This is a genomic window from Ureibacillus sp. MALMAid1270 (assembly GCF_049202975.1).
Taxonomy (GTDB): Bacteria; Bacillota; Bacilli; order Bacillales_A; family Planococcaceae; genus Ureibacillus.
Genome location: NZ_JBMIRP010000092.1, coordinates 56,493 through 77,853, shown reverse-complemented (window position 1 = coordinate 77,853; position 21,361 = coordinate 56,493). Strand labels below are relative to the sequence as shown.

The window sequence follows — 21,361 nt, the reverse complement described above, 5'->3', positions numbered from 1 at the left end:
AGTTGGTTAGTCACTATTGCAATTAAACCGCCTACCCAACATGGATGGCGGTTTTTATGTATTTACTTAATTAACTCTCCTATTTTTTCATAAAGGACATGAGCACCTTTTTTACTTAGCACTAATTTTCCGTTTAATAAACGGAAGTTATCACTGGATACTTCACCAGTAACCAAACAAGTCATTGGCGGCTGATACTTTTGAAGTATGATCATGTCATCTTCCAAGAAAATTTCTAATGGTTCTTTTTCTTCAATGCCAATATGATGTCTTAGTTCACTAGGTATGACAATGCGTCCTAATACATCTAATTTCCTAACAATACCAGTTGATTTCATGAAATGACCTCCACTCTTGTTTTATGTAATACAGTTAAATTATAAACTCTATTTAATTTTTAGCATCCAAAAATCGTTAAATTTATATTTTATTAAGAAAATTAATATTCCTGTAATATTAGTTCTTGAAGATCGTAGTGCATGCGAGTGATCCCAATTCATTCCCATTTATATCGCTTTATATCCCCATATAAATAATGTAACCTAGTATGGAAGTTACGAGAAAATCAGTATTTATGAGTGTGTTAAGAGAGAATACACTATAATCTTAATAAATTCTTCAGAATTATCCTAACTGAGTTTTAAGATTTTGTGGTTAAGATAAGTTTATAAGAAAAAGTAGTGAGGTGAGACGAGTGAAGAAGTTGACTGTACTCGTTACTGATGACGACAAAGATATTCGAGATGGGATTGAGATTTATTTAAAAAACGAGGGGTACAATGTTTTAAAGGCTAGTGACGGATTAGAAGCTTTACAGTTATTAGAAAAAAATGAAGTTCACTTAATTATCCTAGATATCATGATGCCCAATATGGATGGTATAACAGCCACGTTTAAGATTCGAGCAGAACGGAACATTCCTATTATAATGCTTAGCGCAAAAGTTGAGGATACAGATAAAATTCACGGATTATCTGTTGGGGCTGATGATTATATTACAAAGCCATTCCATCCGCTTGAACTAATGGCTAGAGTCAAATCACAGTTAAGACGCTATGTTGAACTGGGTACTTATAATGGTCAACCATCTACATCAATCGACGTTAATGGGCTTTCACTTGATCCAGAAGCGAAGGAAGTTAAGTTAAATGGAGAGCCCGTGAAACTTACACCAATTGAATTTAAGATTACAGAACTACTATTAAAAAATGCAGGTCGAGTATTTTCGATCAATGAAATCTATGAATTAGTTTGGAATGAAGAAGCTTACAATGCGGAAAATGTTGTAGCAGTCCACATTCGAAAAATTAGAGAAAAAATCGAAGCAGATCCAAAAAACCCAAGATATTTAAAGGTGGTGTGGGGAATTGGTTACAAAATTGAGAAGTAAAATTGAAACCTTCGCCACAGGAACTGTAATACTTTCCGTAATGATCGGACTAATACTGATAAGCATTTACACATTTCATTTTGTCAGTGGACGATTTATAGAAGCATTAAAAATGTTAGCTAGACTATTTTGAGGAGGAAAACGATGAAAACTAAAGGGAAATTACTCCTCACACTTTTTCTTATTATGTGGGTGGCGATTGCCTTCACACTATTAAAAAATGAAGGAAGCAGAATCATTGGAAAATCCTATTTTGAATCAAATCAATTCCAGTCAAGCTTTGATTCTTTTAAAGAACAACTTGGACAATTGGTACTACTGCCTTTTGATGCAGAAAAAGCAAAGGATTCTATTACGGTAACACAAGCAGAAATTGAGCAATATCGAAATTATTATGGTTCAATGACGGAACAAATTGAAAGCATACAAAGTCAATATAGTGACCGAATTGCATCAGCCGAAGCAGAAAATAATGCAACCTTAAAAGAGCAACTCATTGCTGAACGAGATAAAAAAATTGCAGATATAACGCAAAACTTTAAAAGTGATGAATATGTCGAAGAGAAAATAAGAAGTGATCGAGAAAAACAAATTGACCGATATGCTAAAGAGCAAGAAGGACTAAAAAAGAGTTTGCAACATGAATATTCTTATTTCACTTATAGTTTTACAAATGTTGAAACAGGTGAAAAGATCGAGTCTCCTAATTTTAAAAATGAATCTGTAGTTTATTCTAAATCCTATGGAAAACAAAACTCACTTTTATATGTTGATAGTTCATTTTATATCAATGTTAATAATAATGATTCTGCAAGTTTGGAGCCCTTTACTTCATTTGATGTTCCAGGAGAAGCAGCCCAGTTTGAAGGCGTAATTTATTTACCTCAAAGATTAATAGCTTCATCACCTATCCATGAGGAGTATTGGTCATTCAATATTAAGAAATATATCCTTTACTTTATCTGGATATCAGGCATAGTGGCCGTTGTTGCATTATTTACTTTTGCAAGGCCTTCATTAAAAGAGTTCGAAGTGTTTGAAAAGGCAGAAAAGCAATTTTCAACTTGGCCAATTGATATTCGTGCAGTTATTGTATTCATACTTGCAATGATCTCGCTCGGGACAATGGATGGCATTGGATGGTCGTTTGGTGAATATTACTCCATTCAAAACTTAAACGCATTTATATTTGATGTGATCTTTGATGGAATTGTCATGTTTGCTACCACTTCTGCTACAGTTATAGGAGCAATTTGGATTTGGAAATCTATTAAGAATACGAGCAACTTAAGAGAAGAAATAATGGAAACCTATACTTATCGTTTAGCAATAGGGGTTAAGGACTTACTGTTAGATCGATCAATTGCATTCCATACATTATTTGTTATTGCTACAGCGTTTTTTGCTGGAATTGGATTAATAGGAGCTTTCTCTCATGGTGATTTAGCAGCTATTTACGCATTTCTCTTTGTTTTTGTAGCAATGCCAGTCGTGTTATCATTTCTTCGGAAAATAGGCTATCTAAACCGAATTATTAAACAAACGGAGGATATGGCAGAAGGGCGATTAACTTCGGACATTAAAGTGAAAGGAAAATCGTCACTTGCGACTCACGCTCGAAACTTAAATAGTTTACGTGAAGGTGTTAGAAAGTCAATGACAGAACAGGCAAAAAGTGAGCGACTAAAAACGGAGCTCATTACAAATGTTAGTCATGATTTACGCACGCCTCTTACATCGATCATTACGTATACGGATTTGTTGAAGAAACCAGATATTACTGAAGAGGAAAGAAAGCAGTACATCGATGTACTTGATAAGAAATCAGCTCGACTTAAAACTTTAATCGAGGATTTGTTTGAAGTATCGAAAATGGCAAGTGGAAATATTGAATTGTTTAAGCAAAGACTTGATTTAACTCAATTGTTTCAACAAGCAATTGGCGAACACGATGAATCCTTTAAGGAGGCTGGGTTAGAAATAAAGGTGTCCACACCAGAACAACCAATCATTGCTTATGTAGATGGGCAAAAAATGTGGCGGGTACTTGATAATTTGGTTGTGAATGCAATTAAATACTCATTAAAAGGATCGAGAGTCTACTTAACATTAACTCAAAACGGTCGACATGCTGAATTTACAGTGAAAAATATTTCTAACTATGAATTAAGTGAAAATGTAGAAGAGTTAACAGAACGATTTAAACGTGCGGATGCATCACGCCATACAGATGGTTCTGGATTAGGACTAGCTATTGCTCAGTCAATTGTTGACTTGCATAATGGACGGATGAAAATAGAAGTAGATGGAGATTTATTTAAAGTGACTGTTTCAATACCTACTGACTACTAATACAAATTGGCATTACTATTTTTGGTGATGCCAACTTTTCATTTGTTAAAAATGAATTACAAAATGAATATTTAAAGTGTCCATGGTATACTTAAACAGGATATTTTTGTATAAGTGATGAATTATTAATGCAAGACATAAAGTAATAACTAAGTGTTAGCATTACTTAATAAACCTACTTAAGTGTTCGCTCAAAGAAGGTTGATTTTAAAAAGTAAAATAAAATTGTATAGGAGAAATTCTTTTTTATGGAACTATTAGATTTAATAAAAGCCGTCATCCTTGGTTTAGTTGAGGGGATGACAGAGTTTGCGCCTGTATCTTCAACTGGGCATTTAATTATTGTTGATGACATGTGGTTAAAAACGATGAATTTTTTAGGTAGTGAATCAGCGAATACATTTAAAATCGTCATTCAGCTTGGTTCGATCTTAGCTGTCGTTGTCGTCATGTGGAAACGAATGTTAAGTTTAGTCGGTCTTTATAAAATACCTGGACAAACTAGCTCAAGAAAATTCAATCTTGGACATGTAATTGTTGGGATTATTCCTGCTGGTGTTTTAGGGGTTTTATTTGAGGATTTTATTGATGAGAATTTATTTACAACTGAAACAGTAATTGTCGGTCTTGTAATTGGAGCTATCTGGATGATTGTAGCTGATAAGTTCGGACCAAGAAGACCAAAAATTACTTCATTGGATGACTTATCTTATGGAACTGCATTTAAAGTTGGTATTATTCAATGTTTATCTTTATGGCCAGGATTTTCACGTTCAGGAGCAACAATATCTGGTGGGGTAGTACTTGGGTTAGACCATAGAACAGCTTCAGACTTTACATTTATTATGGCTGTTCCAATCATGGCAGGTGCAAGTGGATTATCTCTATTTAAAAACTGGGATGCCATCAACTTTGATCACTTATCATTCTATGTTGTTGGTTTCGTCAGTGCGTTTGTATTCGCACTATTAGCGATTAAGTTCTTCTTAAGATTAATATCTCGTGTAAAATTAGTCCCTTTTGCAATATATCGCCTTGTATTAGCAGCTGTATTAATTGTTGTAATTTATCTATAATGACTAAATCCCTTCTCTATTGAGAGAGGGGATTTTTGTTATGCAAAATGGGAAATTGGTACTGGTAAAGATGGGGATATTAGAACGAAGATTAGCAAAGCAATTTAATTAAAAAAAGATGATTTAGAAGCTGCCTCAGGAATGGAACGGCTTCTTTTTATTTATTCAAAGTTAAATGCTAGGATCTTAGTAATTGAATGCTAGTACAAAATCATACATATACATATTATCAAGTGATAAAAGATCAATTGGTTTTTATTAACTTCATTTAATGTAAAAAATTCCTATATTTATTATCCGTACAATATTTTTCGAAAAATATTATTATTAAAACTTAATATTTAGAAAAAAAGGGTTTTAAGTAGAAAATGTCGAATAATAAAACGATATAAAAGAAATTTTGTAAAATTCAAGGAGGGTGCTATGGAACTGAAAAACTTTATTGGTGGAAAGTGGATTGAATCAGAGTCGCTTCAAAAAGTGCCTGTTATTAATCCGGCGAATGGGGAAAGTTTGGGGGATGTACCTCTATCTACAAAAAATGAAGTTGAATTAGCTGTATCAGCTGCGAAGGCTGCTCAGAAAAAATGGGCACTCATTCCTGCACCGAAACGCGCGGAATATTTATATGAAATTGGTTTTAAGTTAAAAGAAAAGAAAGAGCATCTTGCACAAATCCTAACGAAAGAAATGGGGAAAGTGATTGAAGAAGCTCGAGGTGAAGTGCAAGAAGGAATTGATATGGCATTTTATATGGCTGGCGAAGGAAGACGTTTGTTTGGGGAAACTACACCTTCTGAACTAGCTGATAAGTTTGCCATGAGTGTTAGAAGTCCAATTGGGGTAGTTGGGTTAATCACACCGTGGAATTTCCCGATCGCTATTGCGACGTGGAAGTCTTTCCCTGCGTTAGTAGCAGGGAATACATTTGTTTGGAAGCCTTCTATTGAAACACCGATGATGGCTTATGAACTAGGGAAAATTTTCGAAGAAGTTGGGCTGCCAGATGGGGTAGCAAATATTGTATTCGGTGCAGGTACTGAAGTAGGAACGGCTTTAATCGAACATCCGGATGTGAAAGTTATTTCCTTTACGGGTTCAAATGCTACGGGTAGTAAAGTTGCTGAGCTTGGTGGAAAACATTTGAAAAAAGTTTCCCTTGAAATGGGCGGTAAAAATGCAGTCATTGTCATGGATGATGCAGATTTAAAACTTGCGACAGAGGCGATTATTTGGAGTGCTTTTGGTACTGCGGGACAACGTTGTACAGCATGTAGCAGAGTCATTGTCCATAAGGATGTAAAAAATGAATTAGAGGAAATGTTAGTTGAAGCAATTGGACAGCTTACAATTGGAGATGGATTAGATCCAACGGTAAAAGTAGGACCTGTTATTAACAAATCTGCTCTAGAAAAGATACATCACTATGTTCAAATTGGTAAGGAAGAAGGAGCAAAGTTACTAGTGGGAGGTAACAAACTTTCTACACCACCATTTGATAAGGGTTATTACTTTGAACCAACTGTCTTTACAGATGTGAAAAATGAAATGACAATTGCACAAGAAGAAATTTTTGGTCCAGTTGTTAGCATCATTGAGGTTAATAGTTTAGAAGAAGCAGTTGAAGTGAACAACAGTGTGAAGTTTGGTTTATCAAGTTCGATTTTCTCTCAAGATGTAAATAAAATATTTAAAGCTCAACGAGATTTAGATACGGGAATTGTTTATATCAATGCAGGAACAACTGGTGCAGAAATACATCTTCCATTTGGTGGAACGAAAGGAACAGGCAATGGCCACCGTGATTCCGGTCAAGCTGCTCTTGATGTCTATACTGAGTGGAAAAGTATTTATGTAGATTACAGCGGTAAACTGCAAAGAGCTCAAATAGATACAGAATAAACTGAAAAGGGGATGTATGTATGAAGGTTGTAGTATTAGGCGCTGGTTTAATGGGGAAAGAAGTAGCGCGTGATTTAGTAGCGAATGATAAAGTTGAAAAAGTTTTCTTGGCTGATATTGATCTATCTGTTGTGGAAAGTTTTGCTCAACAACTGAATTCAGAAAAACTAGAATCAGTACAACTGAATGCAAAAAATGATGATGAATTGCGTGCATGTATGGCAAAAGGGGATGTCTGTGTTAACGCTCTATTCTATGAATTTAATGAAAAAGTTGCAAAGACTGCTATAGAAGTAGGCGTTCACTCCGTTGACCTTGGGGGACATATCGGTGAAGTAACAGACCACATCTTAAACCTACACGAAGAAGCAAAAGCAAAAGGCGTAACAATTATTCCCGACTTAGGGGTAGCGCCTGGAATGATTAATATCTTAGCTGGATATGGTGCTTCGAAATTAGATTCAGTGGAATCTATGAAACTATACGTTGGTGGTATTCCAACAAAACCAGTAGCACCGTTAAACTATACAAGAGTATTTTCACTTGAAGGCGTTCTGGATCATTATACAGAGCCATCTAAAGTTATCTTAAACGGTAAATTAACCGAAGTAGAATCACTTTCAGGGGTAGAGCAAGTTTATTTTGAACAATTTGGCGTAATGGAAGCATTCTATACTTCTGGAGGGACATCAACCCTTATTAAAACATTCCCTAATGTAAAAACATTAGAGTACAAAACAATTCGTTATAAAGGCCATGCAGAAAAATTTAAGTTACTTGTTGATTTAGGATTTATCGATAAGGAAAATAAAGTGCAAGTAAACGGTACAGAAGTAAAAGTACGCGATGTTGTCCGTGAAGCTCTAAAGAAAAAGTTAGACCAAGGGGATCAACGAGATGCTCTACTATTACGTGGTATTATTTCAGGGGAAAAGAAAGGCGAGCAAGTAACCTATGAATATGAAACGATTATTGTTCGCAACCAAGATGACTATATGACAGCAATGGCTCGTGCAACAGCTTGTACGATTGCTGTTGTCGCTGTTATGGTCGGTTCTGGGGAAATCAATGAACGCGGAGTATTCACTCCTGAAACAATCGTACCGGGTAAAGTATATATTGAACAAATGGCAAAACGAGGGGTAATGATTAAAGAAACAAAACACCGTTCTACAATCGTGAAATGGTAAGGTGATAAGGATGAATTTTGACTTTACAGAAGAACAACAATTACTAAGAAAAACAGTAAGACAATTTGTAGATAGTGAAATCATGCCTCATATTGCACGATGGGACGCAGAAGGTGGATTCGATCCAGCCATTTGGAAGAAACTTGCTGATTTAGGTTTAATGGGTGTATGCATACCTGAAAAATACGGTGGAGCGGGAATGGATTACAATAGCTTAGCTATCGTATGTGAAGAGCTGGAACGTGGAGACACAGCCTTCCGAACAGCTGTATCCGTCCATACTGGTTTAAATAGTATGACACTCATGCAATGGGGGACAGAGGAACAAAAGCTTAAATACTTAGTTCCACAAGCAAAGGGAGAAAAAATAGGTGCATTTGGTTTAACAGAACCAGGTGCAGGTTCAGACGTAGCAGCAATGGATTCATTTGCAAAACGAGAAGGGGATTACTATATATTAAACGGGCAAAAAACATGGATTTCACTGTGCGACATTGCGGATCATTTCATTGTTTTTGCCTATACTGATAAATCTAAAAAACACCATGGAATTACCGCTTTTATAGTGGAACGTACTATGCCAGGTTTCTCATCTAAAGCAATCAAAGGGAAATACGGAATTCGTGCGGGAAATACGGGAGAATTATTCTTCGACGACTTACGTATACCAGTAGAAAATCGCTTAGGTGAAGAAGGGGAAGGCTTTAAAATTGCCATGTCTGCATTAGATAATGGCCGCTTCACAGTAGCTGCAGGTGCAGTTGGATTAATCTCCGCTTGTCTTGAGGCAAGTGTAAAGTACTGTGTAGAACGTAAAACATTTGGAAAACCAATTGGTGAACACCAATTAGTAGGTCAGATGATTGCGAAAATGGAAGCTGGTTATCAAATGAGCCGCCTACTTGTTTATCGTGTAGGTGAGCTAAAAAACAAAGGGGTCCGAAATACGAGAGAAACTTCATTAGCAAAATGGCAAGCATGTGATTTTGCCAATAAGGCCGCTGATGATGCAGTGCAAATTCACGGGGCATACGGATATTCTGATGAGTATCCAGTCGCGCGCTACTTACGTAACTCCAAAGCACCTGTCATCTATGAAGGAACTCGTGAAATTCATACAATCATGCAGGCAGACTACGTATTAGGTCGCCGTGAAGATAAACCATTAAATAAAATGTTGCCGAAATGGCCATTTGCTGAATAAGGGGACTTTTTGGGGCGTGAAGATTCTTGGGAATCTTCACGTTTTTTTATTGATTGATAGGATTTTAGGATTAGGGGGATGTAGTGCTGCTGCAGATGTGGTGATTGGAGAAATCAGCTTATAGATCGAGGGAATCAGCCGGGAGTTTAAGGAAATCAGCCAACTCAGGTTCCGAATCAGCCAAAGGAATCGGAAGGCATAGGGAATCAGCTAAAAGCTCAGGGAAATCAGCCAAAATCTCGGGGGAATAAGCCAAAATCGGCTGGAAATCAGCCAACTTAGGTTCCAAATCAGCCAAAGGAATCGGAAGGCATAGGGAATCAGCCAAAAGCTCGGGGAAATCAGCCAAAATCGGCTGGAAATCAGCCAACTCAGGTTCCGAATCAGCCAAAAGAATCGGAATGCATAGGGAATCAGCCAAAAACACGGGGAAATCAGCCAAATTCAGCTAGATATCAGCCAACTTAGGGGTCCAAATCAGCCAAAGAATTTTGCACGCACATTTGTTATTGAAACTCGCCCACAAATCATCAAAAGCCGCACATAAACCGCAGGAACCCGCACATAAACTCCCGAAACCCGCACATAAACATGGAGAACCCGCCCATAAAATCAAACTCGCCCACAAATCATCAAAAGCCGCACATAAACCGCAGGAACCCGCACATAAACCCCCGAAACCCGCACATAAACATGGAGAACCCGCCCATAAAATCAAACTCGCCCACAAATCATCAAAAACCGCACATAAACCGCAGGAACCCGCACATAAACTCCCGAAACCCGCACATAAACATGGAGAACCCGCTCATAAAATCAAACTCGCCCACAAATCATCAAAAGCCGCACATAACCCCCCGAAACCTGCACATAACGCGCAAAAACCCGCACAAACCCGCACATACACCCCCCAACACTCTTACCAAATTAAATAAATTCATCTCTGAATTTTGTAACTTCTTTGACAGTTAAGAGTCAAATGTATTAAAGGTGAAAATAAGGAGTGAACGAGTTGAAGAAAAGGTTTTATCTTGGGGTTTTACTCTTAGTACTAGCTGCAGTCGCTGTTACTGCTGTGCTCATGCTCGGAAAGAAGGTGGAAGTAGAAGCAACATCAAAGGTCATGGTGAATCACCCTTATATGATTCATTTTTCTCAAAGTCTTGATGAAGCAAGCTTAGAAAATGGGGAAATTTATATTACGAATAGTGCAGGGGAAAAAGTTGATGTGACAATGAAGCTAATAAATAACAATCAAACTCTTGCAGTATTAAATAAAGTTTCGGGGAAATATACAGTGCATGTGGAAAAAAGCGCATTTAAAGATATTTCCACAAATACTGAAAAACAAGAAATAAATTTTGAAGTAGTCGATGAGATTAAACATATTGCTTCAAAAGAAGATTTACAAAACTTCTTCCTAAATGCAGTTAATAAAGAACGACGTAACTTTGCTACTGGTGGCGAGAAAGCCGAAGCAACTTCTAGAGAAAGTATGACAGCAGCAGATTCCTCTAGTCCCAGTGCTGATGGTGGTTCAGATCACTCTACTACTAATAATCAAGTAGAAGGTATCGAAGAAGGGGATATCGTTGTTACGGATGGAAAATTTATTTATAACACTGTTGATACTAGCATTATTATCACAGATGCGCGGGATTCAAAAAATTTAAAACAAGTAGGAAAAATCACATTAGATCAATATAGCTACGCAATGCAATTAATGATACATGAAAACATGTTAATTGTGATTAAGGATCAATGGGTTGAAAATAAATCGACACAACAACCTTATATGGACGGTTATAGTTTAACAACAGCTGCTTTCTATAGTATTGAAGACCCAACAAATCCAACGCTTATCCGTGAAGTGGGTCAAGATGGATATATGAGCGGTGTGCGTAAATATAATGATGTTCTTTATATGGTAACGAACAAAACACCGAATTATTGGATTTTATATGATACACCAGTAGAAGATGTTGAACTGAGACCTTATATTTATGACAGCACTAAAGAAGGAAAAATTGCTCCAATGGAAATCGATCAATTAACTATTTTACCTGGTGCAACTGAGCCGAATTACACAATCATTTCAGCGATTGATTTAAATAATTTCCAAAATCAAAAAGTTGAAACAAAAGGATATTTAGGTGGCAGTTCAAGTTTATACATGTCGCAGAATGCTCTTTACCTTACTGCAAATAGATATGAAATGCCATCTACATTAGAATTAGATATGGGTATTGAAGTCGAGCCTAGCGAAGAAGTTTCAACAACAGATGATGTTTCGACATCAATCGCAAGAGATATGATGATTATTGCACCAACTTCAACAAATACAGATATTTTCAAATTTTCAATAGATGGTACAAAAATTGCCTTTACTGCATCAACATCAATTGAAGGAACTATATTAAATCAATTCTCAATGGATGAGTATAATGGTCACTTCCGAGTTGCAGTTACAGAAGGTCAAACTTGGGGGACTGAACCAACTTCTAAAAATCATCTATTTGTCTTCAATGAACAATTAGAAAAGGTTGGAGAGGTAGCTGATTTAGCTAAAGGGGAGAAAATTTATTCAGCACGATTTATGGGCGATAAGGCATATATTGTGACATTTAAAGAAGTAGACCCACTCTTTGTTATTGACTTAGCAAATCCGAAATCACCGAAAGTGTTAGGAGAACTTAAAATACCTGGATTTAGTAACTATTTACATCCGCTTGATGAAAACCATCTGATCGGAATTGGATACGATACAAAAACAGTGATTGATAGTTATACGAAACAGCCAATTACAATGACTGGTGGCATGAAAGTATCACTATTTGATATTACTGATTTCTCCAATCCAAAAGAACAAGATACAGCTATTATTGGTGGACGCGGAACGTATTCTGAAATGCAATATAATCATAAAGTGTTGTTTAGAAATGCAGAGTATAGTTACTTTGGATTCCCAGTATCCCTTTACAATGAAAAAGGCGAATATGAAATCCAGTACCAAGGATCAGGTGCGGTCATTTATGAAATTACTGCAGAAAATGGTATTGAACTAAAAGGGAACTTAATAACCCCACCTGCAAATGGTGAACAATACGAAAACTGGGAGACTTTAGTTCAACGTATGATTTATATCAATGACACGCTTTATACAGTTTCTCGCAACGAGGTAAAAAGCTACGATTTACAAACATTCAATGTTTTAGGTAGTGTGAAATTGAAATAAACAAAATAAAACGATTGGCTTAATTGAAGCCAATCGTTTTTTAGCATTTATTGATAAGGTAATTTCGAATATGGATAATTGATGGTTCATCTTATTTATATTGCAGGATTTCACTTACTGTAACAAATTCATAGCCTTGTTCTTGCAAGTATTTAAGCACGCTTTCAAGTCCATCCGCAGTAGATTGGTGAATATCATGCATTAAAATAATGGCGTTATTGTGCATACTTTTCTTAACCATTGGTAATAGATTAGAAGCGTTACGATATTTCCAATCTAATGTATCAATCGTCCACATAATGACAGGTAATTCAATAACACTAACTACTTGATTATTTTTCGCACCATATGGCGGTCGGAACACAGTAGGATATTGTCCGATTGCTTTTTTAATAGCATTATTTGTTGAACTCAATTGTTCTTTTACTTGATTAGTAGATATAGTCGTCAAATTAGTATGATTCCATGTATGATTTCCGATTTCGTGTCCACGTTCAAATGTTTCGATCAATACATCGGAGTACCTATCTATTCGATTACCTACGACGAAGAATGTCGCCTTGGCATTGTACTTGTCGAGTAGGTCTAAAATTTCCATGGTAATTGTCGGATGTGGTCCATCATCAAAGGTTAACGCTACTTTCTTACTGGAGCTAGTATCCTTTGTTGGAGGAGGAGTCGTAACAATTGAACCATCTTTAATTCCCTTTTGGAATTCTGCAGCTAATTGCTTATAAATAGATGACAATGGAATCGTCGTTGTAGGGATGCCAATGCTATTATTCGCAATTTCGCCCTTATTAAAATAGAAAACTAGTGAATTATCTTTAATAGAGAAACGTTGGAAATAGTTCCATTTTGGTTCAGTAACCTTTGTTAATGATTCGGTATTAATATGTTTCTCATAAGCTGGATTTTTTAAAATAGAAGAACGAACACTTTCAGAAAGTGAGGTTAAACTTTTTACATCCCCATTGAGTATTTTTTGTAAATTAATGATTTCCCCAGTTTTATTGTTAAAGAAAAGGGTATAAATGGTAGTATCGGATTGATTACTTCTAATAGCTATATTTTTTGTGAAAATAAGAGAAATATACTGATCTTGGTGAGTAGAGATTTCTACTGAAATATTTAAATTGTTTAATAGATTTTTAGATGAATCATTTGGTTCAATTTTATCTTTTAGACGAATTATATTTTCATACTGAGTTTTTGAGTCCGATATGTATTTGTTTATTGCAGTATTTATTGGTTCAAAGTTTGTTTTGATTGATTGTATTAAGTATGGTTTTGTTGGATCTTTCAATGTTTCATTTACTATACGAATGCCTTCAATATTCGTATTCATAATTTCTTGTGTAACGGTAGAAGATATATCTGGTTCAATCGGATTGACAGTACCTGGTTCGTTAACTGTTGGATTACTTGCAGATGATACATTTTGTGCCTTATGCAGATTACTAGTGGTAGTGAATATAATGATTAACACAATTAGCGAGGCTATCGTGGAAATCAAGAATATATCAATAAAGCGACCGCCGAATTTGCGATCATTGTTATTCATAATAGATTCGAACTCCTCTCAACATTTATTATTATGTAAAAATTATGTAAGATTTTTAAAATTAAGCATTTGTATTGAGATTTCCTTTTTTGTTCGATACTATATGCAAGGAGAAAAAGGAGAATCACTTTTATGACAATAAATGAAATTGATTATGAAATGGCTTTAGACTGTCTTTTACTTGCTGGTCGAATTATGATTGAGAGTGGAGCTGAAACATACCGTGTAGAAGATACGATGTTAAGAATGGCTCGTTCTCTTGAAATTGAAGATGCTCAAAGTTATGTAACTCCAACAGGGATTATCCTATCTTTAGGGCGTAGACAAAAAACAAAAATTACCTCTATATCAAACCGTATTACCGATCTTCATAAAATATCACTAGTAAATAGTGTTTCTCGTAAACTTACTAGTAAAATCATAACACTAGAACAAGCTTACGACGAGTTAATAAAAATACAAAAGACGAATTATTTTTTACCGATTTCACTTCAAATTTTAACAGCTGCAATTGCAAGTAGTATGTTAATGATTTTGTTTGGTGGAAAATGGTCAGATATGCCAGCAACCTTTGTTGCAGGTGCAGTAGGGTTCATAATTGTGACTGTTTTGCAGGAACTAACAAAGGTTAAGTTTTTTTCTGAATTTGTCGCTGCCGTCTTCATAGGATTAGTCGCACATTTCGCTGTAAAGTTTCACCTAGGAACAGAAATCGACAAAATAATTATTGGTGCGGTTATGCCGCTTGTCCCCGGATTACTGATCACAAATGCGGTTCGCGATTTAATGGCAGGACATTTTACATCAGGAATTTCAAAAGGTGCTGAAGCATTTTTAACTGCGTTTGCCATTGGTTCTGGTATTGCGTTAGTAGTTGCATTTTAAGGAGAGGCTTGTAAATGGATTATCTCTTACATTTCGTTTTTAGTTTTATAGCTACGGCGTGTTTTGGTGTTATTTTTAATGCACCTATTAAAGCACTTCCGATTTGTGGTTTCGTAGGCGCAGTAGGATGGACTGTTTATTATATGTTAATGCAATATAATGTGACAGAAGTTCAATCTACTTTTGTAGCTTCCTTTGGTATTGCGATAGTGGCGCAATTTTTTGCTCGATGGTTCAAAACACCGATGATTGTATTTTATGTAGCGGGAATCATACCGCTTGTCCCAGGTGGTATTGCTTATAATACTATGCGAAGCATTGTAGAATTAGACTATAATAGCGGGATTGAATATGGAATGAGAGCATTAATGGTATCTGGTGCTATAGCAATGGGTCTTGTATTTGCTGAAGTAATGATTCAATTAATTTATCGAATATTAAATAAGGGAAGAACATCAATGGGATCATTCGCCAGGTTAAAACGACAAAGAACAAAGTGAAAAAAATAAAAAGCTACTGATCGGAATGTAATATTCCATTAGATCAGTAGCCATTTTTTATTAAATCATTAAAATTTCGATTTCTTTTCCGCTAACAGGTTTACTAATTAAATAACCTTGAATATAATCACAACCTAATTTCTTAAGAAGTTGTTTTTGTTCCTCGGTTTCAACACCTTCAGCTAAAATTTCAATATTCATAGATTTACCAAACTGCACAATTGCATTGGTAATTTTTTGATTTTTCTCAGACAGCATTAATGAGTGAATGAAGGTTTGATCTATTTTCATAATCTCAATTGGTAACAGTTGCATATAGCGGAATGAAGCATAGCCTGTACCAAAGTCGTCTAGTACAAATATGATACCTTCGTTTTCTAACTTTCTCATTTGATTAATAATATTTGCTTCCGCTTCCGCTTCTAATGCAAATTTCTCAGTGATTTCAATTTGGATTAAATGTGCAGGACAGCCTGTTTTCGAAAGAGTGTTAATAATCAATTTCGCCATATTTTTATCACGGAATTCACGTACTGAAAGGTTAATGCTTACTTTCAATTTAAGCCCTTTATTATTCCATTCAACAGCCTGTTTACAAGCTTCTTCAATTACAAATGAACCGATATCATTGATGAGACCAGTTTCTTCTGCAATAGGAATTAACTCGTCTGGAGAAACAACGCCGATCTCCTCGTCTTCCCAACGTACTAAAGCTTCAACACCAATAATTTTCTCGCTAGAAAGGTCATATTGAGGTTGATACAATACTTCTAAATTTTTTTGATTAAGAGCAAGTAATAAGCGTTTTTCAATAATAGATTTACGATTTAGTGCTTTATGAGATTCAGCAGATAGAGATGATATGTTATTACCACCAGCTTCACGAACAGTTTGAATTGTTTTCAATGAAGCATTCATTAACTCAGTAAAGGTTGACTGATCTTTAGGTGAGTGTGTAATACCACCACTAATTGAAACAGGAATTGCTACATTTCCTACGTAGATTGGATTTTGTTTTAAATAGTGTAAAAATCCTTGAATAAACCATTCACTTAAAGGAGTTAGAATTACAAACTCATTTGAATTAATCCTTGCCATTGAACTATCTTGGAAATAAATTTTCATTCGTTTCACAAATTCCGATAAGAAACTACTTTCTATTACGTTGTGAATGTCTTTTAAAATATAAAATTTATCGATACTTAAATAGACAAAAGAAAATCTTCTGCCAGATTCAATCATTTCGTTTACAATTTGTTCCAAACGATAAATGTTCATTAAACCAGTTTCTGGGTCAACATAAGCAATTTTTTCAAGACTATTTTTAAGTAATTTTTCTTGTGTAATATCGTGTTCGAGTAATGTATATTGAACTCGATTTTCAAGAGGAGAGTATGTAGGAATTGCTGTCATATAGACCCAATAAGATCGGCCATCTTTTGTTAGTTTTTCGACTTCTCCATTCCATACATTACCAGAAGTAATAGTATTCCAAATTTGCTCTGTCACGTCTTTACTTTCATCTGTTTCCGGGAAAAGTTGCCAGAATGTTTTTCCTATTACTCGTTTTGGTGTCCAGCGACTTGTTTTGAGAAACTTTTGATTGCAATTAATAATAAAACCTTCGCTATCAATTGTGACAAACATAAAAGTAGAATTGAGTCCCTTTTTTAAGTCGACTAATTCCTGAGTGGACGTATTCACAAATTTCATGTTGTTATGTAAAAAGCAAGTAACTAGTGTACAAAGTTCACCCTGATAATAGCTAGGTAAAGTCATGATAGTAGATTCTAGTAGTCTTTCATCTTTTGTTACGAGGCTTATGTTTTCAAATTGATAAGTTTCCTTTTTATTTGCAATGAGCTGCCAAGATTGATCATCTAGTGTTGATAATAATGTCGATTTTATTTGATCGTTATTTGTATATTCATTGAATGGGTATCGAAAAACATCTTCACATAGTTGATTCCACATGACAACTTCGTTTTGTTGGTTCAATAAGAATGATGGAAAAGGGGAGTCTAATATTAACTGTTCTTCGATACGGTAATTCGTTTTTGCTATTGGCATTACTTTTTATCTCCCTTTAGAAGAATATTTTACTAACATTATAGAATTAATACGGAAATTAGTCATTATTTTATTAATGGAATATTTATGACAAATGTAAAAATGGAGACTATTTTACTATAAGTTGGTATAAAAATTTTATATTTTAATGGAAATATAATGATTTTATAGATCGGGAGGGGAAAGTGTAATTGAGAAGTCGTGGTAGTGAAATATATTTATAATATTTACCACAATAAAAATAAATAGGAAATTTAGTACAAATTGTAACGAATGTGTGAATATTTCGAAATGTTGTTTTATACTTGTAGAACATTATTATTTTTCTAATTTGATATAGATATCTTAAGTAAGAACAAAAAGGAGATTCTTACGAAGTGCTTGAGGGGGTAAGCATGAAGACAGTATTTTCCTATGTTAAACCTTATTGGTTGCCAGCATTAATCGCTTTTATATTAATGCTCATTGAGTTAACAGTCGAGCTTGTTCAACCGTTAATCATTGCAAAAATTATTGATGAAGGTATTGTAGTAGAGGATTTAAGCTCAATAGGATTTTGGGGAATTATTTTAGTTAGTTTAGCGGTTCTTGCCTTATTTTGTGGAATCGTCAATTCTTATTTTTCATCACATGTAGCACATAGTTTTGGCTATGATTTAAGAAATGCGCTGTTTAGTAAAATTCAATCATTTACAATGGCCACATATTTGAAATTTCCAACTTCAGGCTTAATCACGAGATTAACCAATGATGTGACTCAAGTGCAAAACGTATTGTTTATGAGTCTTAGAATAATGGTTCGAGCACCACTTTCAGCCATATTAAGTTTAGTTTTGGCCTTTATCATTAATCCAAAAGTTGCTCTATTTTTGTTTATAGGAGCTCCAATTGTCATAGGGTTTTTATATTATATGGCGAAAAAGGGGATTACATATTTTGCACAAGTGCAATGGCGACTTGATCGAGTAAATCGCGTCTTACAAGAATGTTTACAAGCGATACGTTTAGTTAAAGCATATATGCGTAATCAGTATGAATCTAGCCGTTTTCAACATGTTGCTGATTCTTTAAAAATTGATACAACTAAAGCATTAAGAATTATGGAACTCATTATGCCAGCGCTTTTATTGATCATGAATTTAAGTTTACTTGCAGTAATCTGGTTTGGATCAAGTGAGGTAAGTGCAGGAAATGCGCAGGTTGGTGAATTAGTAGCCATTATTAACTATGCTATGCGTATCACAGGGAACTTTTCGATGTTTGCTTTTATTATCATCGCAATAGCTCGTGCGAAAGCTTCTGCTGATCGTATGAAAGAAGTATTAACTGTTGATGAAAAGGGACTTGAAAATCAAAAAGTAGGTAAAGAAACGGATACAAATGTATCGATTGATAGTATTGGTACGCTTCAGTTTAATCAAGTTTCATTTACATATCCAAATACAGAGTTACAGGTATTAACGAATGTCTCATTTGAAGTGAAACAAGGTGAGAAACTTGCAATAATGGGGGAAACCGGTGCAGGTAAAACTACTTTACTTAATCTAATCCCTAGGTTTTATGAGCCTACTTCCGGAACAATATTGGTGAACGGGCGCAATATACTAGACTGGAGATTAGAGGACTTAAGGGCGATGATTGGCTTTGTTCCACAGAAATCGCTGTTATTTACAGGTTCTATACATGAAAATTTAAAATGGGGTAAACAAGAGGCATTGTTTGAAGATGTTCGCTTTTCAGCTGAACAGGCACAAATTCATGAAACGGTCGAAAGTTTTCCAAATAAATATGAAACACGTGTTGGACAAAAGGGTGTCAATCTTTCTGGTGGTCAAAAGCAACGCCTTTCCATTGCAAGAGCTCTTATTCGAAAATCACGTATTCTACTTTTAGATGATAGTACTAGTGCTCTCGATGTAAAAACAGAAGCGGCTTTATGGGATGCGTTAGAAGATGAAAATGCAACGATGTTAGTTGTTACTCAGAAGGTACGAACAGCGAAAACAATGGATAAAATCTTATTGTTACATGACGGAAAAGTTGAAGCATACGGTTCTCACGATGAATTGCTTCAAGTAAGCGAACGATATAGACAAATTGTCGAGTCACAGGCAGAACAGGTAGGTGAAGTTGGATGAATTTCATTCGAAAACCATTTGGATATGAACCTATTCTGAAAAAAGAAGATTTAAAACGGAAAGTAGAAAAGAAAAAAGGTCCACGTGCAAGTGATTGGAAAAATACGTTACTTCGTATATGGAAAATTGTCGATGAACAACGATTGTTGCTTATTACTGTTTTCTTTATGGTTGTAATCAGTTCAGCCCTATCTTTAATTGGACCACTGATAATCGGGATGATTATCGACGATTTTATATTAAAAAGCCAATTCGACGGTATGCTGCCATTTATCGGTTCTTTAGTCGGTATTTATATCATTTTGTCGGTATCACTATTTCTACAAAACTATTGGATGATTGGTATTGCTCAATCAACGATCTATAAAATGAGAACTGGGTTGTTTAATCATTTGATGAAGTTACCTGTTTCATTTTTCGACAAACGTCAACATGGTGAATTAATGAGCCGAGCAACGAATGATATTGAAACGGTTAGTGCAACTTTAAATACTTCGTTCATTCAAGTGTTTTCAAGTTTGTTAACTTTAGTCGGTACGATCATTGTCATGATTTATTTAAGCCCATTATTAACAGTGCTTACTATGCTGATTATTCCATTAATGTTTTCAGCAATGCGCTGGATTACAAAAAGGACTGGGAAATTGTTTAAAGAGCAACAGGCAGCAGTCGGGGCACTAAATGGGATGATTGAGGAAACGATATCTGGTCAAGCGATTGTTAAAGCCTTTTCTCAGGAAGAGCGTGTTATTGAAGAATTCCGTGAAAAGAATGCAAGGTTAAGAAGAACAGGTTTCTGGGCATTAACATACTCAGGCTATATTCCGAAGGTTATGAACTTCTTAAACAATATTAGCTTTGCAATTGTTGCGGGTATTGGTGGAATTTTAGCGTTTTATGGTCATGTCTCAATAGGTATCATTGTTATTTTTACTGAGTACGCAAGACAATTTACCCGACCTTTAAACGATCTAGCAAACCAGATAAATACCGTACTATCTGCCATTGCCGGAGCAGAACGTGTATTTTCGATTATGGATGAAACAACAGATATTGATGATGGGAAACTGCCTAAGGATACTCAACTGAAAGGCGAAGTAGAGTTTAAGGATGTTCATTTTAAATATGAATTAAGCGAAGACAAAGAAACGTTAAAAGGTGTTAACTTCCATGTAAAACCAGGGCAAACAGTTGCTTTAGTAGGTGCAACTGGTGCTGGGAAAACGACCATTATGCAGTTAATTGCTCGTTTTTACGATGTCGGAGAAGGTTCCATCCTATTTGACGGGAAAGATGTCCGTGATATTAATCGTGAAACACTACGGAGTCAGATGGCCTTTGTTTTACAAGATCCATTTTTATTTGAAGCATCTGTCTATGAAAATATTCGTTACGGTAAGTTAGATGCAACAGATGAAGAAATAATAGAAGCTTGTAAAAAAGCCAATGCCCATGATTTTATTATGAAATTACCGAAGGGTTATGACACCATTTTAGCAAGTGATGGTAGTGAAATTTCCCATGGACAAAAGCAACTACTATCTATCGCAAGAGCGCTTGTTGCAAACCCTGTTATTCTATTACTAGATGAAGCCACTAGTAGTATAGATACGGTGACAGAAGTGAAAATACAACAGGCATTAGAATTGCTGATGAAAGGAAGAACAAGTTTCGTCATCGCACACCGACTTAATACAATTCGACATGCCGACCTCGTCTTTGTTATGAACGAGGGGCAATTAGTTGAATCTGGCTCACAACAGGAGCTTATTGAGTTGGGCGGTATTTATGCCAAAATGTTGGAACAGATAGATAGTTTTAGGGAATAAGAGAATTTTATAGTAAACAACACAAA

At 35.4% G+C, this 21,361-nt stretch carries 15 protein-coding genes; 11 read left to right on the top strand and 4 right to left on the bottom strand.

Annotated features, from left to right (window positions below; all coding sequences use genetic code 11):
• Positions 1 to 62: 62 nt before the first annotated feature.
• Entirely contained in the window at positions 63 to 338 is a 276-nt protein-coding gene (locus ACOQFO_RS12510; protein ID WP_421689996.1) for an AbrB/MazE/SpoVT family DNA-binding domain-containing protein, read from the bottom strand.
• A 356-nt stretch (positions 339 to 694) separates the two neighbouring features.
• Here ACOQFO_RS12510 and ACOQFO_RS12505 point away from each other — a divergent pair, with 356 nt between their 5' ends.
• From ACOQFO_RS12505 to ACOQFO_RS12480, 6 genes are all read left to right on the top strand, one after another.
• A complete protein-coding gene (locus ACOQFO_RS12505) occupies positions 695 to 1,390 on the top strand; it encodes a response regulator transcription factor (RefSeq protein WP_421689995.1) in 696 nt (231 codons plus the stop codon).
• 144 nt (positions 1,391 to 1,534) lie between these two features.
• Positions 1,535 to 3,742, top strand: a complete 2,208-nt coding sequence (locus ACOQFO_RS12500; protein ID WP_421689994.1) for a histidine kinase dimerization/phospho-acceptor domain-containing protein — start codon at positions 1,535 to 1,537, stop codon at positions 3,740 to 3,742.
• Positions 3,743 to 3,990: 248 nt separating this feature from the next.
• Positions 3,991 to 4,818, top strand: a complete 828-nt coding sequence (locus tag ACOQFO_RS12495; protein WP_421689993.1) for an undecaprenyl-diphosphate phosphatase — start codon at positions 3,991 to 3,993, stop codon at positions 4,816 to 4,818.
• Between the two features lie 423 nt (positions 4,819 to 5,241).
• Positions 5,242 to 6,720 carry an aldehyde dehydrogenase family protein gene (locus ACOQFO_RS12490; protein ID WP_421689992.1) on the top strand — a complete coding sequence of 493 codons (1,479 nt, stop codon included), beginning with the start codon at positions 5,242 to 5,244 and terminating at the stop codon, positions 6,718 to 6,720.
• A 20-nt stretch (positions 6,721 to 6,740) separates the two neighbouring features.
• Positions 6,741 to 7,910, top strand: coding sequence for a saccharopine dehydrogenase C-terminal domain-containing protein (locus ACOQFO_RS12485; RefSeq protein WP_421689991.1), 1,170 nt, complete (start codon positions 6,741 to 6,743; stop codon positions 7,908 to 7,910).
• A gap of 10 nt (positions 7,911 to 7,920) precedes the next feature.
• Positions 7,921 to 9,114 carry an acyl-CoA dehydrogenase family protein gene (locus ACOQFO_RS12480; RefSeq protein ID WP_421689990.1) on the top strand — a complete coding sequence of 398 codons (1,194 nt, stop codon included), beginning with the start codon at positions 7,921 to 7,923 and terminating at the stop codon, positions 9,112 to 9,114.
• A 118-nt stretch (positions 9,115 to 9,232) separates the two neighbouring features.
• On the opposite strand, the gene ACOQFO_RS12475 is transcribed toward ACOQFO_RS12480, so the two are convergent.
• A complete protein-coding gene (locus ACOQFO_RS12475) occupies positions 9,233 to 9,505 on the bottom strand; it encodes a hypothetical protein (RefSeq protein WP_421689989.1) in 273 nt (90 codons plus the stop codon).
• Positions 9,506 to 10,126: 621 nt separating this feature from the next.
• Between ACOQFO_RS12475 and ACOQFO_RS12470 the strand changes: the two genes are divergently transcribed.
• The gene (locus ACOQFO_RS12470) at positions 10,127 to 12,349 is read left to right on the top strand and encodes a beta-propeller domain-containing protein (RefSeq protein WP_421689988.1); all 2,223 of its coding nucleotides are present in this window, start codon (positions 10,127 to 10,129) and stop codon (positions 12,347 to 12,349) included.
• Positions 12,350 to 12,440: 91 nt separating this feature from the next.
• Here ACOQFO_RS12470 and ACOQFO_RS12465 read toward each other — a convergent pair whose 3' ends face one another.
• Complete coding sequence (locus ACOQFO_RS12465; RefSeq protein WP_421689987.1) at positions 12,441 to 13,913, bottom strand: polysaccharide deacetylase family protein; 1,473 nt, start codon at positions 13,911 to 13,913, stop codon at positions 12,441 to 12,443.
• 132 nt (positions 13,914 to 14,045) lie between these two features.
• On the opposite strand from ACOQFO_RS12465, the gene ACOQFO_RS12460 reads away from it, so the two are divergent.
• Positions 14,046 to 14,798, top strand: a complete 753-nt coding sequence (locus ACOQFO_RS12460) for a threonine/serine exporter family protein (protein WP_421689986.1) — start codon at positions 14,046 to 14,048, stop codon at positions 14,796 to 14,798.
• Between the two features lie 14 nt (positions 14,799 to 14,812).
• The gene (locus tag ACOQFO_RS12455) at positions 14,813 to 15,298 is read left to right on the top strand and encodes a threonine/serine exporter family protein (RefSeq protein WP_421689985.1); all 486 of its coding nucleotides are present in this window, start codon (positions 14,813 to 14,815) and stop codon (positions 15,296 to 15,298) included.
• A 60-nt stretch (positions 15,299 to 15,358) separates the two neighbouring features.
• On the opposite strand, the gene ACOQFO_RS12450 is transcribed toward ACOQFO_RS12455, so the two are convergent.
• A complete protein-coding gene (locus tag ACOQFO_RS12450; RefSeq protein ID WP_421689984.1) occupies positions 15,359 to 17,368 on the bottom strand; it encodes a sensor domain-containing protein in 2,010 nt (669 codons plus the stop codon).
• 395 nt (positions 17,369 to 17,763) lie between these two features.
• Between ACOQFO_RS12450 and ACOQFO_RS12445 the strand changes: the two genes are divergently transcribed.
• Together ACOQFO_RS12445 and ACOQFO_RS12440 are read left to right on the top strand one after the other, a co-directional pair.
• Positions 17,764 to 19,506, top strand: coding sequence for an ABC transporter ATP-binding protein (locus ACOQFO_RS12445; protein WP_421689983.1), 1,743 nt, complete (start codon positions 17,764 to 17,766; stop codon positions 19,504 to 19,506).
• Positions 19,503 to 21,335, top strand: coding sequence for an ABC transporter ATP-binding protein (locus ACOQFO_RS12440; RefSeq protein ID WP_421689982.1), 1,833 nt, complete (start codon positions 19,503 to 19,505; stop codon positions 21,333 to 21,335). The genes ACOQFO_RS12445 and ACOQFO_RS12440 overlap by 4 nt, the downstream gene beginning before the upstream one ends.
• Positions 21,336 to 21,361 lie beyond the last annotated feature (26 nt).